At 74.3% G+C, this 14,080-nt stretch carries 12 protein-coding genes; 1 reads left to right on the top strand and 11 read right to left on the bottom strand.

What is annotated here, in order from left to right:
• Window positions 1-62: 62 nt before the first annotated feature.
• From ACT17Q_RS13240 to rsmI, 8 genes are all read right to left on the bottom strand, one after another.
• Window positions 63-1,292 (bottom strand): ubiquitin-like domain-containing protein, encoded by a 1,230-nt coding sequence (locus ACT17Q_RS13240; RefSeq protein WP_444662952.1) that lies wholly within the window; start codon window positions 1,290-1,292, stop codon window positions 63-65.
• Window positions 1,293-1,545: 253 nt separating this feature from the next.
• Entirely contained in the window at window positions 1,546-2,496 is a 951-nt protein-coding gene (locus ACT17Q_RS13245) for a TatD family hydrolase (RefSeq protein WP_444662954.1), read from the bottom strand.
• The gene (metG, locus tag ACT17Q_RS13250; protein WP_268535362.1) at window positions 2,496-4,280 is read right to left on the bottom strand and encodes a methionine--tRNA ligase; all 1,785 of its coding nucleotides are present in this window, start codon (window positions 4,278-4,280) and stop codon (window positions 2,496-2,498) included. The genes ACT17Q_RS13245 and metG overlap by 1 nt, the downstream gene beginning before the upstream one ends.
• A gap of 47 nt (window positions 4,281-4,327) precedes the next feature.
• A complete protein-coding gene (locus tag ACT17Q_RS13255; RefSeq protein ID WP_094181954.1) occupies window positions 4,328-5,197 on the bottom strand; it encodes a hypothetical protein in 870 nt (289 codons plus the stop codon).
• A complete protein-coding gene (locus ACT17Q_RS13260; protein ID WP_444662957.1) occupies window positions 5,194-5,508 on the bottom strand; it encodes a hypothetical protein in 315 nt (104 codons plus the stop codon). The genes ACT17Q_RS13255 and ACT17Q_RS13260 overlap by 4 nt, the downstream gene beginning before the upstream one ends.
• Before the next feature lie 98 nt (window positions 5,509-5,606).
• A complete protein-coding gene (locus ACT17Q_RS13265) occupies window positions 5,607-6,776 on the bottom strand; it encodes a PQQ-dependent sugar dehydrogenase (protein ID WP_444662959.1) in 1,170 nt (389 codons plus the stop codon).
• A gap of 243 nt (window positions 6,777-7,019) precedes the next feature.
• On the bottom strand, window positions 7,020-7,610 hold the full coding sequence (locus ACT17Q_RS13270) for an isochorismatase family protein (protein WP_444662961.1): 591 nt from the start codon (window positions 7,608-7,610) through the stop codon (window positions 7,020-7,022).
• A 69-nt stretch (window positions 7,611-7,679) separates the two neighbouring features.
• Window positions 7,680-8,546, bottom strand: a complete 867-nt coding sequence (gene rsmI, locus ACT17Q_RS13275) for a 16S rRNA (cytidine(1402)-2'-O)-methyltransferase (RefSeq protein WP_094181950.1) — start codon at window positions 8,544-8,546, stop codon at window positions 7,680-7,682.
• A gap of 86 nt (window positions 8,547-8,632) precedes the next feature.
• Here rsmI and ACT17Q_RS13280 point away from each other — a divergent pair, with 86 nt between their 5' ends.
• Complete coding sequence (locus ACT17Q_RS13280; protein ID WP_444662963.1) at window positions 8,633-10,594, top strand: dolichyl-phosphate-mannose--protein mannosyltransferase; 1,962 nt, start codon at window positions 8,633-8,635, stop codon at window positions 10,592-10,594.
• 41 nt (window positions 10,595-10,635) lie between these two features.
• On the opposite strand, the gene ACT17Q_RS13285 is transcribed toward ACT17Q_RS13280, so the two are convergent.
• The 3 genes from ACT17Q_RS13285 to ACT17Q_RS13295 form a co-directional block, all read right to left on the bottom strand.
• The gene (locus tag ACT17Q_RS13285) at window positions 10,636-12,141 is read right to left on the bottom strand and encodes a family 20 glycosylhydrolase (RefSeq protein WP_444662965.1); all 1,506 of its coding nucleotides are present in this window, start codon (window positions 12,139-12,141) and stop codon (window positions 10,636-10,638) included.
• Window positions 12,142-12,186: 45 nt separating this feature from the next.
• Entirely contained in the window at window positions 12,187-13,230 is a 1,044-nt protein-coding gene (locus tag ACT17Q_RS13290; RefSeq protein WP_444662967.1) for a bile acid:sodium symporter family protein, read from the bottom strand.
• 138 nt (window positions 13,231-13,368) lie between these two features.
• Window positions 13,369-13,983 carry a hypothetical protein gene (locus tag ACT17Q_RS13295; RefSeq protein WP_444662969.1) on the bottom strand — a complete coding sequence of 205 codons (615 nt, stop codon included), beginning with the start codon at window positions 13,981-13,983 and terminating at the stop codon, window positions 13,369-13,371.
• Window positions 13,984-14,080 lie beyond the last annotated feature (97 nt).

Genomic DNA, 14,080 nt, shown 5'->3' on the forward strand with positions numbered 1-14,080 from the left:
TCGACGCGGTCCGGACGTGACCGACCCTTGACCTGACGGTGGCCCGGCTGGTCAGGACTTGGTCAGTACCAGCCCTTGACCGTGAAGTGGCCCCAAGCGCCGCACGGCGTCTTGTAACGACCCTTGATGTAGTTCAGGCCCCATGTGATCTGCGTCGCAGGGTTGGTCCGCCAGTCGCTCGCGACCGACGCCATCTTCGAGCCCGGGAGCGCCTGCGGGATGCCGTACGCACCCGACGACTTGTTCTCCGCGTTGACCCGCCATCCGCTCTCGTGCTTCCAGAGCGTCAGCAGGCACGCGAACTGGTCGTCGCCCCAGCCCCGCGCCGCGGCCATCTCCTTGCCCAGGGCCTGTGCCGTGCCCGGCGAGACCGTGGCGTTCGTCGGCAGCTCGGACGTGCCGACCTTGACGACCTGCGTCACCGGCTCCGTCGTCACCACCGACGTCATGACGTGCCGCCCGACGACGACACCCCCCACGACCTCGAGCTCGTACGTCGTGGTCCGCACGCCCGCGCGGCCCGCTTGGGTCACGATCCGCATGCCCTTGAGCAGGTTCGCGTCCTCGATCTCCTCGGTCTCGAACGGGAGGGTCTCCGTGACGACCTCGCCGCTCTGCTCGCCGCGCGTGACGAGCACCGCGAGCCCGTCCACCGCGGCCGCGTCGAGCGGCACCGAGACCTGGTCACCCTCGTTCAGCACCAGGCCGATGTCCCGCAACGCGTCCCGCACCGTCGACCCGCTCGAGATGCCGTCGATCACCTGACCGTCGACGACGAGGTGGATCGTCTTCTGCGTCGAGACGTGCAGCGTCCCGCGGCCCAGCGACGCCGAGCGCGACGCCGACAGGCGCACCTCGCCGTCCCGCAGCCCGAGCGCGTCGACCGCCTCGCCGACCGTCAGCGCCGTCGTCCAGATGCGCGCCTGCTCACCGTCGACCGCCACGTCGAGCTGGCGCGCGTGGCGCACGACGATCTGCTCACCGCGCGTCACCGCCTCGTGCACGCCGGGCGCGACGAGGTCGCGCTCACCGACGTGGATGTCCCCCGCCGCGAGCACCTGGCCGACCGTGCGGCCGAAGCCCTCGACCTGCACCAGCTCGCCGTCGACGTCGACGACGACCTCCTTGTGCAGCACCGCGAACGCGGTCGTGGCACCGACGACGAGCGCGACGACCGTGCCCTGCGCGACCGCCTTGCCCAGCCGACGGCCCAACCGGTGACCCGAGGTGTGACCCGAGCCGTGACCCGAGTCGTGACCCCGGCGAGGGCCGACGCGACGTGCCGTGCTCACGCGGTGCTCCTCCGTCCTGCGGGCCGTCGTCGCGGTCCCGCGACGCCTGTCGTGCCGGTGCTCGTGCTCGTCGTCGACCACGAACGGCCGTGCTCGATCGTCCTGCCCCCCGGACGCACGTCCGACCGTAACCGATCGGTGATCGGCGGTGGAACCCGGCATCTGGACCTTCCCAGCAGGTGATCACCCGGTCGCGCGCCCCGGCGCACCCGTGCTCCGGCGTGTCGCCCGGCGTGTCGTCGCGGGTCGGTAGTCACCAGGAGCCGTAGACCTCCTGCGAGGTGCGCGCCAGCGTCGCGCACAGCCCCGCCACGTCCTCGCCGCGCGCCGCCGCGAGCGCCCGCACCGTCCCGGGCAGGAGGTACGGCGCGTTCGGCCGGCCGCGCAGCGGGTGCACCGTCAGGTACGGCGCGTCCGTCTCGACGAGCAGGAGCTCGGCCGGGAGCACGCGCGCGGCGTCCCGCAGGTGCTCGTTCGCCGGGAAGGAGACGGGGCCCGCGAACGAGCAGTACCACCCGTGCTCGGCCGCGAGCCGCGCGAGGTCCTCGCCGCCCGAGAAGCAGTGGAACACCGTGCGCTCGGGTGCGCCGTCGCGCAGCAGCACCTCGACCACCTCGTCGTGCGCGTCGCGGTCGTGGATCTGCAGCGCCAGGCCCAGCTCCTTCGCGAGCGCGACGTGGGCGCGGAACGCCTCACGCTGCACCGCACGGCCCCGCGGCCCCGCGCGGAAGAAGTCCAGCCCCGTCTCACCGATCGCCCGGATCCGCGGGTTGCCGCGCGCGGTCGTCGCGACCAGGTCGAGCGCCTCGTCCAGCGGCAGGTCGTGCCACGGCTGCGGGTCCGGCTCGAGGCCGTCGGGCGCGACCTCGTGCACGCCCGCGTGCAGCACCGCCTCGTTGGGGTGGACCGCGACCGCACCGAGCAGCTCCGGGTGCGCGCGCACCGCGGCGTCGGTCCAGCGCACCGCCTCCACGTCGCAGCCGACCTGCACCATGCGCGTGACGCCGACCTCGGCGGCGCGGGCCAGGTGCGCGGCGAGGTCGGGCCCCTCGCCGCCCTCGTCGGCCCCGTGGTCCGCGCGCTCGTCGTCCCAGCCCGGCGCACGCCAGCCGACCACCGTCTCCAGGTGCGTGTGGTTGTCCACCACCGGGACCGGCAGCGGCTCGGGCGTCGCGGGCCAGCCCCGCTCGCGCGACCGGCCCATCAGCGGTTCTGGTAGCGGGCGAGCTCCTCCTCGACGATCGAGTCGTCGAGCTTGGTGAACACCGGCGTCGGGGCCGGCACGGGAGCCCCGGGCGTCAGCGTGGGCGAGACCCACGCCGGCACGTCGGAGTAGTCACCCGTGATCACCGGGTAGTGGCGCGACTCGTCGTCCAGGTCCGTGACCTCGTCGAGACGCGGCTGCGGCGCGAGCACGCCCGTGCCACCCAGCGTCTCGTGCACCTTCTGCGCCGAGTGCGGCAGGAACGGCGCGAGCAGGGTGTTCGCGTCCGCGACGACCTGCGCGGCCGTGTTCAGCACCGTGCCCAGACGCTCCCGGTCGCCCTTGAGCTTCCACGGCTCGGTCTCCGAGACGTACCGGTTCGCCTCCTGCACCACGCGCATCGCCTCCGCGATGGCGGCCTTGTGCCGGTGCGTGCCGATCAGGTCCCCGACCGTCCCGAACGCCGCGCGCGACTGGTCGAGGATCGCCCGGTCCACGTCCAGCAGGTCGCCCGCGGCGGGGATCTCGCCGAAGTTCTTGTGGATCATGCTCGCCGTGCGGTTCACCAGGTTGCCCCAGCCGGCGACCAGCTCGTCGTTGGTGCGGCGCAGGAAGTCCGACCACGTGAAGTCGGAGTCCTGGTTCTCCGGACCCGCGACCGCGATGAAGTAGCGCAGCGCGTCCGGCTGGTAGCGCGCCAGCATGTCGCGCACGTAGATGACGATGCCGCGCGACGACGCGAACTTGCGGCCCTCCATGGTGAGGAACTCGGAGCTGACGACCTCCGTCGGGAGCTGGAGCTCGCCGTACGCGCCCGGCGCGCCGCCCTTGGCGCCCTTGCCGTCGTAGCCGAGCAGTTCCGCGGGCCAGATCTGCGAGTGGAACGTGATGTTGTCCTTGCCCATGAAGTAGTACGACCGCGCGTCCGGGTCGTTCCACCACTGGCGCCACGCGTCCGGGTCGCCCGAGCGGCGCGCCCACTCGATCGACGCCGACAGGTAGCCGATCACCGCGTCGAACCACACGTACAGCCGCTTGTTCGGGTTGTCCTCCCAGCCTGCGAGCGGCACCGGGATCCCCCAGTCGATGTCCCGCGTCATGGCGCGCGGACGCATGTCGTCGACGAGGTTGAGCGAGAAGTTCAGGACGTTCGGCCGCCAGTCCGAGCGCGTGCGCAGCCACGCGTCGAGCGCGTTCGCGAACGCCGGCAGGTCGAGGAAGAAGTGCGTCGACTCCACGAACTTCGGCTTCTCGCCGTTGATCCGGCTGCGCGGGTTGACCAGGTCCACCGGGTCCAGCTGGTTGCCGCAGTTGTCGCACTGGTCGCCGCGCGCGCCGTCGTAGCCGCAGATCGGGCACGTGCCCTCGATGTAGCGGTCCGGCAGCGTGCGCCCCGTGCTCGGGCTGATGGCACCCATGGTCGTCTTCTCGATCATGTAGCCGTTGGCGTGCACGGTGCGGAACATCTCCTGGACCACCGCGTAGTGGTTGCGCGTCGTCGTCCGCGTGAACAGGTCGTACGTCAGGCCCAGCGCGGTGAGGTCCTCCGCGATCACGCGGTTGTACCGGTCCGCGAGCGCCTGCGGGGTCGTGCCCTGCTTCTCGGCCTCGACGAGGATCGGCGTGCCGTGCTCGTCGGTCCCCGAGACCATCAGCACGTCGTGGCCCGCCATGCGCATGTAGCGCGAGAAGACGTCCGACGGGACGCCGAAGCCGGCGACGTGACCGATGTGACGGGGACCGTTCGCGTACGGCCACGCGACGGCCGACAGGATGCGGGACATGCGCCCGATCCTAGGTGAGCGTCCGCGTGCGCCGAGGGCGCGTCCACCTAGGGCGAGGGCCGCGGCGCGCACGGCGGGACGTTTGCCGCCGGGGCCGCCGGCCCCGGGAGGAACGGGGCGACCGCTGTCGTGAAGTACCCGATCCCCGTCACCGCAGGACCGACCGCGCTCGACAGGCCGATCCCCTCCTGGCGCCGCCTCAGGAACTCGCCGACGGCCCGGATCGGGCGGGTGACCGAGCGCACGAGGTCGACGAGGTTGTCGATCGTGCGGGCGAGCGCCACGACCTGCGGTCCGAGGCGCACGCCCCAGCGCGCCGCGAGCCGGCTCGCCCTCGCCACGGCCGAGACCGGGTTGGTGCAGCAGACGACGGACGAGACCACGTCCGCGATGGCGTCGCGGATCAGGTCGTGGACCATCCGCACCAGTTTGGCGCAGGCCGCCAGCGCGCTGCCGAGCGCACCGGCCGCGTGCGCGACGGTCCGGGCGGCCTCGACCTGGACCGACGCCACGCCGCGGTAGGCGGCGACAGCGGGGCCGGACATCGACGCCAGGTCACGCGCGACGTCGCTCTCGAGCCCGTCGGCGGCCGCGACGAGGTCCCGCTCGATCGTCTCCCACGTGCGCGCGTACGCGGTGACCTGGTCGGCGTCGCCCCCGACCTCGTCGAGCCACCCCTTGAGCGGCTGCACGTGGTCCAGCACCCACCCGACTCCCCACGCGACCGCCGCGCCGAGCGGGTCCACCCCGAGCGCCACACCGTTGCCCGCCAGGGCCGCCGTGCTCAGCGTGGCGTCGACCCACGACCCGCTACGGGCCTGCCCGGCAAGGCTCGCGACGTCACTGATCAGCCCCGCGCCCGAGTGCCACGCCTCGGTCTCGGCCACCTCGACCCCGGGAACGGGCAGCCCGCTCATCGCAGCACCACCTGTCCCGCACGGAACACCGTGCGCACGGCCGTGTCGGTCACGTCGTACGAGTCGGCCACCACGTCGACCGCCGTGCCCGTCACGGCGAGGGCGCCCCCGACGCCGCCGATCGCGACGCCGCAGGCCGCCTGCGCGAGCGCCATGGCGCTGCCGACCGGGGCGAGCGCGATCCCGAACGCACCCGGGTCGGCAGCCATCGCGAGCGCGACCGGCGCGAGCTCCGCGACGTCTCCCGCGCGCTCGCGGACGTGCCGCGCATGCTCGCGCAGCCTGTCGGTGTCCACCTCGAACCCGTCCATCTCCACCCCCGGTATCGGTCGTGGCAGGACGGTAGCCGGGACGGGCAACGGCCCGCGGACGCCCTGTGGACAACCCGGCGACAGCGCATCGCCGCAGGTCAGCGCACCGTCAGTCGCAGGATCGTGTCGTCGTCCGGGCGCGGGTCGCCGCGACCGTCGGTGTTGCCGGTGACCACGAGCAACGTCCCGTCGGGTGCGACCGCGACCGCGCGCAGGCGACCGTGCCGGCGTTCGAGCAGGGCATGCGGCTCCCCCACACCGTCGGAGTCCGTCCCCGCCGCCGGCCGCAGCGGCACGCGCCACAGACGTTGGCCGCGCAGCCCCGCGAGGTACACGCCCTCGTCGGTCACCGCGAGCCCGCTCGGGGACGCGTCGGCGGTCCGCCACACCGCGACCGGGTCGACGAACCCCGCACCGGCGCCACCCTGCCCCTCGACCAGCGGCCAGCCGTAGTTGGCACCCCGGTGGATGACGTTGAGCTCGTCCCACGTGTTCTGGCCGAACTCCGAGGCGAACATCCGGCCGTCCGGCGACCAGCCCATGCCCTGCACGTTCCGGTGCCCGAGGCTCCACACGGGCGAGCCCTCCACCGGGTTGCCGGGCGCCGCGTCCCCCTCGGGCGTGATCCGCAGGATCTTGCCGCCCAGGCTGTCCGGGTCCTGGGCCCGACGAGGGTCGCCCGCGTCACCCGTGCTGACGTACAGGTAGCCGTCCGGACCGACCGCGAGCCGCCCGCCGTCGTGGTTCCGGGCCGCGGGGATGCCCGTGAGCACCGGCGTCAGCGGGCCGAGCGCGTCGCCCGTGAGCGTCGCGCGCAGCACGCGGTTGTCCCGCGAGGTCGTCGCGTACAGCGCGACGTCCAGGCCGCCGCCGGTGCGGCCGAACACCGCCACACCGAGCAGCCCGCCCTCGCCCTGCGGGGCGACGACGTCCGTGAGGCCGCGCGCACCCGGGCCGGTCACCGGCGTGACGGTGCCGTCGGCGTCGACGAGGACCAGCCGCGCCTCGTCGCGCATCGTCACCAGCGAGCGCCCGTCGTCGAGCGGGGCGATCCCCCAGGGCACGTCGAGCCCGGTCGCGAGCGTCGCGACGTCGACCTCGACGGTCGCGGGCCCGGACGGCTGGACGTGCGCCGGCAGGCCGGACCCGTCCGTGGCGCCACCGGTGGCCCCGCTCGTCGGCCCGCCGGCCGGGGCGGAGCCCAGCATCGTCGGCCCGCTCGTCGTCGTCGCGGGCTCGACGCACCCCGCGAGCACGGTTCCCCCCACGACGAGCCCGACGACGACCCCGACCGCGCGCCCGGTCCACCGCGCCCCCGCGACCCCGCACTTCCTCCGGCTGCGCGGCTCCGGACCCGGAGCAACCCCGGCCTCGCGCGACGCCGAGCCGACGACCCCGCGGTTCCTCCGGTTCCGGCCCGTCCGAGCCGGAGGAACCGCGGGGTCGGGCGGCAGCCAGCCGACCGGGCCGCGGGCGGGGGTGGCGGGCGGGTGGGCGCGGGGCATCGGGGTCTAGTCCACGAACGCGGCGGTGCTCGCCACCAGCTCGACGCCCGCGGCGCGCAGGTCGTCGCGCGCCGCGGCGCCCAGCTCGGGGGTCACTGGCACGGTCAGGTCGGTCAGGACGCGCGTGCGCAGCCCCTCGGAGTGCGCGTCGAGTGCCGTCGCGCGCACGCAGTGCGACTCGGCGATCCCGACGACGTCCACGTCCGTCACCTGCTCCTCGCGCAGGATCGCCGCGAGGGCACGCCCCCGCGCGTCGACTCCCTCGAACCCGGAGTACGCGGCGGCGTACTCGCCCTTGCGGACGCTCACGTCGGGCCCGAGCTCGGACAGCGCCGGGTGCAGCTCGGCCTCCGCGGTGCCCGCGACGCCGTGCGGCGGCCAGGTGTCGACGAAGTCCGGCGCGTCGGAGAAGTGCGCGCCGGGGTCGACGTGCCAGTCCTGGGTGGTCACGACGACGTCGTACCGGTCGCGGTGCGCGGCGGCGTACCGGGCGATCGCCTCCGCCACGTCGTTGCCGCCCGCGACGGGCAGCGCGCCGCCCTCGCAGAACGTGGGCTGCACGTCGACGACGAGCAGCGCGCGTCGGCCCTGGTCCATGGCACCCCTCCTGTCGCCGGCCGGTGCGGTCGGCATCCGGTCCCAGCCTGCCACCGCCCGCGCGCGGCGTCAGGGTGCGGGGCGCGTCCCCGCTGCGGGCAGCGCCGCCTCGTAGAGCGAGCGCGTCGGGACGCCCGCAGCGGCCGCGACCGCCCGCGCGGCGTCCTTGAGGCGCTCGCCGGAGTCCACCCGCGCACGCACCTGCGCGACGAGCGCCGTCAGGTCACCCCCGCCGGCGGGCCGGGTCGCACCGCCCACGACGACGACGACCTCGCCGCGCACCTCGCCCGCGGCCCACTGCGCGAGCTCGGCGAGCGCGCCACGGCGGACCTCCTCGTAGGTCTTGGTGAGCTCCCGGCACACGGCTGCGGGCCGGTCGGCGCCGAACGCGTCGACCATCGCGCCCAGCAGCGCCTCGAGCCGGTGCGGCGCCTCGAAGAACACCATGGTGCGTCGCTCGTCCGCGAGCGCGGCCAGGGCCCGTGCGCGCTCACCGGGCTTGCGCGGCGCGAACCCCTCGAAGCAGAACCGGTCCGTGGGCAGGCCGGACAGCGCGAGCGCGGTGAGGACCGCGCTCGGGCCGGGGGCGGCCGTGACCGGCAGGCCGGCCTGCACCGCGGCGGTCACGACGCGGAACCCGGGGTCGGACACGGCAGGCATCCCCGCGTCCGTCACGACGACGACCGTGCCGCCGCCCGCGACGACGTCCAGCAGCTCGTCGGAGCGCGACGCCTCGTTGTGCTCGTGGTGCGAGACCACGCGGCCGCGCACCTCGACCCCGAGGCGTGCGGCGAGTGCGCGCAGGCGGCGCGTGTCCTCCGCCGCCACCACGTCGGCCGTCGCGAGCAGCGTGCGCAGGCGCGCGGAGGCGTCGTCGACGTTGCCGATGGGGGTCGCGGCGAGCACCAGGCGTCCCGCGGTCTCGTCGTGCGCCATGCGCCCAGCCTGCCACCCGGCACCGTCCGGGACGGAACGATCGAGGACGAGTCCCCATCAACTGGTCGCACCCGTAGCATGTCCGCGTGCCGCAGTCGCCCGACGCCGTCGACCCCACCCCGGGAGCGCCCGACGACGCGCGTGCGCGCGCCGGGGCCGCCCGTCCCGAGGACGGCCTCGCGCCGCCCGGTACGAACGGCGCGCCGCACCCGGCGCCCCTGCCCGGCCCGCCCGCGGGGTGGAGCACGCCGTACGTCGCGCCCGTGCCGCTCGAGCCGGAGCAGGAGTCCCCGCCGGACGAGCCACGGACGGGAGACGGCTGGGCCGACCCGTCCGCCGGCACGCCGTCGGGCACGGCAGCCGGCACAGCGGCCGGCGACGCGGCCGGGACGCAGACCGCGGTCGACGCGCCGCCGTGGGGCGCCGGTCCGGTCGTCGCCACGGCCGCGCCCGAGCGTCGCATCCCGGACGCCGACGAGCTCCGCGAACGCCTGCTCGGGGCAGCGACGCTCGCGCTGGACGCGACGCGACGCAACCGTGTCGTCGGCTGGGTCGTCGCGCTCGCCGTCACGGCCCTCGGTGCCGTGCTGCGGTTCTGGAACCTCGGCTCGCCGCACGAGCTCGTGTTCGACGAGACGTACTACGTCAAGGACGGCTGGTCGCTCGTCGAGCGCGGCTACGAGGCCGACTGGGGCGAGGAGCCGAACCCGCGCTTCGAGCAGGGTGACGCGTCGATGCTCGGCACGAAGGCCGAGTACTTCGTGCACCCGCAGGTCGGCAAGTGGCTCATCGGGCTCGGCATGCGGCTGGGCGGCGGCGTCGAGTCGGCGTTCTCGTGGCGGCTCGCGGTGGCGGTGCTGGGCACGCTGTCGGTCCTCATGCTCACGCGGATCGCGCGGCGGCTGTTCGCGTCGACCGCGTGGGGGGCGGTCGCGGGTGGTCTGCTCGCGATCGACGGCATGGGCATCGTCATGTCGCGCACGTCGCTGCTCGACCCGGTACTGATGTTCTTCGTGCTCGCCGCGTTCGGGGCGCTGGTGCTCGACCGCGAGCAGTCCCGGCGGCGGCTCGCGGTCCGCCAGGCGGCGTTGCTCGCGGAGGGCAAGGAGACCGAGTTCGGGCCGGGGCTCGGGTGGCGGTGGTGGCGGTTCGCGGCCGCGGTGCTGCTGGGCCTCGCGATCGGTACCAAGTGGTCCGGCCTGTACTTCCTCGCGGTGTTCGGTGTGCTGACGGTGCTGTGGGACGCGACCGCGCGGCGCACCGCCGGGGTGCGCGTGTGGGCCGCCGTGGCGTTCGTGCGGGATGCGGTCCCTGCGGCGTTCGTCATGGTGGGCACGGCCGTCGTCGTGTACGTCGGCACGTGGTGGTCGTGGTTCACGAACGCGGGCTCCTACGGGCGGCAGTGGGCGGCGGAGCACCCCGGCGAGGGCCTGACGTTCCTGCCCGAGGGGCTGCGCTCGCTGTTCGAGTTCCACCGGCAGATGTGGAACTTCCACCGGGACCTGGACTCGCCGCACACCTACCAGGCGCACCCGCTCGGCTGGATCGTGCAGTGGCGACCGACGTCCTTCTTCTGGGGTGACGAGTCGGGCCTCACGGGCCCCGACGCGCAGGCGGCGTGCGGCGCGGACCACTGCGCGCGCGCGATCCTCGCGATCGGCAACCCCGTGGTGTGGTGGGCCGGCGCCGCGGCGATCCTCGTCGCGCTGTTCTGGCTCGTCTGGTACCGCGACTGGCGCGCGGGCGCGGTGCTGTCCGGCCTGGTCGCCGGGTGGGCGCCGTGGTTCCTGTACTCCGACCGCACGATCTTCGCGTTCTACTCGATCGCGTTCACGCCGTGGGTGGTGCTCACGCTCGTGTACGTGCTGACCCTCGTCGTCGGGCCACCGACGCTCCCACCGCGGGCGCGTCGTGGCGCGATCATCGGTGTCGGCGTCTTCCTGGCGGTCGTCGTGCTGGTGAGCGCGTTCTTCTACCCGATCTGGGCGGGCTGGACCGTGCCGTACGACTTCTGGCACCAGCACATGTGGCTGCGCCAGTGGGTGTGACCGGCCCCTGAGCCCGGTCCGGCCCCTGAGCCGAGCAGGGGTCAGGCCGTCCGCGTCCCGCGCGTCCGGCTCGGCCATGCGACCTGCCCGCTCGCGTACCAGCGCACGCCCAGGCGGTCCCAGAACGGGCCGTGCTCGGCCACGCGCGTGCGGAAGTCCTCCCAGTCGCGCCGCTCGGGTGCGGTCCACGCGACCTCCGCGACGGCCGCGAGCCGCGGCAGCAGCATCGTCGTGAGCCCGTCCAGGTCGCGGATGGTCTCGGTCCACACCGCGGCCTCGACCCCGACGACCGACTCGGCCGGCAGACCCTCGACGAGCGTGGTGGGCTCCCACTCGTACGCGTCGCGCACCTCGACGTGCCCGGCCCACTCCAGGCCCAGCGCGGTGCGCTCGTCGTACTTCATGTCGAGGTAGACCTTGGACGCGGGCGACATGAGGATCGACGCGCCCGCGCGGGCCGCGGCCAGGAACGGCTCCGGGTCGACGCGCGTGTCCCAGTACTGCACGACGGTGCCGGGCTCGAGCGGTGCCGAGGCGATCTCCTGCCAGCCGACGACCTTCTTGCCGGCGGCCCGCACCGCGGCGGCCGCCTCGCCGACGAGCGTCGCGTACTCGTCCGGCTCCATGGTGAGCACCTCGTCGCCGCCGATGTGCACGTACGGGCCGGGGGTCATCGCGGCGACGTCGGCGAACACCGCGCGCAGGAACTCGCCCGTCGCGGGCAGGTCCGCGTACAGGCGCGAGAAGCCGACCTCGATGCCGGTGTACTCGTCGGTCGGCACGCCGTCGGGCGTGAGCTCGCCGTACGCGTGGGTCGCGGCGTTGACGTGCCCGGGGACGTCGATCTCGGGGACCACGGTGATGCCGCGCGCGTCGGCGTACTGCACGAGGTCCGCGAAGTCGGTCGGCGTGTAGCAGCCGCCCCGGTCGCCGCCGACGGCCGTCCCCGACGACTTGCGGGCGAGGTGCGGGCGCGACGGCACGTGCAGGCGCCAGCCCTGGTCGTCGGTGAGGTGCAGGTGCAGCACGTTGAGCTTGTAGTGCGCCATGAGGCCGACCACGACCTTCAGGTCGTCGACCGACAGGAAGTGGCGGGCCACGTCCACGGACAGCCCGCGCCAGGTGAACCGGGGCGCGTCGCGCACGACGACGGTCGGCACCCGCCACACGCCGTCGCTGCCCTGCTCGAGCAGCTGGCGCAACGTCACCACGGCACGCGTCAGGCCCGCGGAGGTGCGCGCGACCGCCTCGATGCGGCTCGGGGCGGCGACGATCGTGTACGCCTCGTCGCCCGGCAGCAGGTCGGTCTCGTCGGGCGCCGCGAGGCGCAGCCGGATGACGTCCCGGGCCCCGCGCGAGTCGTCGGTGTAGCGCACCTCGATCGCCTGGTCGGTGACGCGTCCGAGCAGGTCCGCGGCGAGCACACCGTGCGCGATGAGGTCCGGCCGGGGGTCCACGACGACGGTCACCGACTCGCCCACGACGAACGGCGCCTCGGTGCCCAGCTCCACGTGGACGGGTCGGGGGACGACTCCGGGCTGCGTCACGATGCTCCCTGTGGTGCTCTCCGCACGGTGCGGTTCGAGCGCACGCTACCGGACGCCACCCAGGCGCCGGGCCACGACGGCGCACGTGGCCAGCTGGATCTGGTGGAACACGATCACGGGCAGCGCGACGGTGGCCGCGACGACCGGTGAGAACAGCACCGCGGCCATGGGCAGACCCGTCGCGAGGCTCTTCTTGGAGCCGCACATGAGCAGCGCGATCCGCGCGCCCCGGTCGAGCCCGAGCCGGCCACCGGCCCACCAGGTGAGCGTGAGCATCACGGCGAGCAGCACCGCGCACACCGCGGCCAGGACGACGAGCGCGACGAGCGTCACGTGGTCCCACGCGCCCGAGGTCTGCGCCTGGCTCACCGAGGTGTAGGCGACGAGGAGGATGACCACGCGGTCGGTGACCTGGGTGAGGCGTCTGCGCGCGCGCAGCCACGCGCCGGTCCAGCGTTCGAGCCCCTGCCCGACGACGAACGGCAGCAGCACCTGCAGCAGCACGCTGCGCACGGCGTCGCCGTGCAGCCCGCCGGAGGTGGCGCCCAGGGTGAGCGCGACGAGCGCGGGCGTGAGCACGACGCCGGCGACGTTGGAGATCGTCGCGCCGGTGATCGCGCCGGCGACGTCCCCGCGGGCGACGGAGGTGAACACCACCGACGCCTGGACGGTCGAGGGCAGCAGGGACAGGTACAGCACGCCCGAGCGCAGCTCGGGGGCGAGCACCGAGTCGGGCAGGAGCTGCGCGGCGAGGCCGAGCACGGGGAAGACGACGAACGTCGCGGCGAGCATCGAGCCCTGCAGCCGCCAGTTGCGCAGGCCGCGCACGACCTCCTGCGTGGGCATCCGGGCGCCGTACAGGCCGAACAGGACGACGATCGCGACCGTGCGGACGGTCTCGAGCAGGTCCGCGAACGCACCCGTCGCCGGCCACAGCAGCCCCACGGCGAGGACCGCGAGGATCATGACGACGAGCGGGTCGACCCAGGCCTTGACGCGCGCGAGCACAGGCCGCGGGGCCCGAGCGCCCGCGGCACCCGCTGCGCTCTCAGGACTCTCAGGGCTCTCGGGGCTCTCGGGCGTCACCACCCGGTCATCGTGCCCCAACGTGCCGCGGCGCCCCCTGCGCGCCGCGGCACGGCAGCCTGTGCGCGTCGTCACGCACTGCTCCGCGGTGACCGGTCGCCCTCCAACGACCGGTCACCGCGGTGGTCCCTCAGGTGCGCGTCAGGAGATCCCGCACACCGAGTCGGCGCTCGAGGTGCCCGACGCCCGGCCCTTGACGCGGGCGCACGGCGTCGGGGACTGGAGCTTGATGCCCCCGACCCTGAGCACGAACTTGTGCCGCGTGTAGGAGCGGCCCTCGTTGGACACGACGCCCTTGCCGCTGCCCGTCACGCCCTCGTAGGACCAGCCGGGCGTGGACGTCTCGCCACCGGAGTCCGCGATGCGCGCGGAGGTGACGCTGCTGCCCGACGCGCACCAGTGGCCCACGTGGTAGTAGGTGTACAGCGTGTTGCCGGCGGCGGCCCGGGGTGCCCAGGTCCACCGCTGCGACCAGCACCCGGTGGCCGAGGGGGTCACGGACAGGCCCGAGGCGCGCGCGGCGAGCAGCGAGCGCACGGCGGTGATGTCGGCGGGCTGCTGGCCCCCGACGACGACGTCGGTGGTGGCCGGCAGCTGCGTCTCGACGAACTCGGCACGCTCCTGAGGGCTCAGCGAGTCGAGGTATTCCTGCAGGGCGGTGTCGTCCGACGTCGGAGCGTCGTCCTCGGCGCGCGCGGCGGTCCCCCCACCCAGCACGAGCGCGGCCACGACGAGCGCGGTCGCGATCTTCCTCATGTACTGCACTGAACCCCCATCTCGGTCCTCGGGCGGCGCCGGTCGCCGCTCGCTCTAACCACAGCAGAGATCTTTGCACCAGTCACTACCTTGCGGC

This window comes from Cellulomonas sp. CW35, assembly GCF_052378485.1.
Lineage (GTDB): Bacteria > Actinomycetota > Actinomycetes > Actinomycetales > Cellulomonadaceae > Cellulomonas > Cellulomonas uda.

Coding starts and splice junctions, on each gene's coding strand:
- ACT17Q_RS13270 (WP_444662961.1), bottom strand. CDS start 7,610: ATGGACCAGGGCCGACGCGCGCTGCTCGTCGTCGACGTGCAGCCCACG.
- rsmI (WP_094181950.1), bottom strand. CDS start 8,546: ATGGCGCACGACGAGACCGCGGGACGCCTGGTGCTCGCCGCGACCCCC.
- ACT17Q_RS13295 (WP_444662969.1), bottom strand. CDS start 13,983: ATGAGGAAGATCGCGACCGCGCTCGTCGTGGCCGCGCTCGTGCTGGGT.
- ACT17Q_RS13255 (WP_094181954.1), bottom strand. CDS start 5,197: ATGAGCGGGCTGCCCGTTCCCGGGGTCGAGGTGGCCGAGACCGAGGCG.
- metG (WP_268535362.1), bottom strand. CDS start 4,280: ATGTCCCGCATCCTGTCGGCCGTCGCGTGGCCGTACGCGAACGGTCCC.
- ACT17Q_RS13260 (WP_444662957.1), bottom strand. CDS start 5,508: ATGGACGGGTTCGAGGTGGACACCGACAGGCTGCGCGAGCATGCGCGG.
- ACT17Q_RS13245 (WP_444662954.1), bottom strand. CDS start 2,496: ATGGGCCGGTCGCGCGAGCGGGGCTGGCCCGCGACGCCCGAGCCGCTG.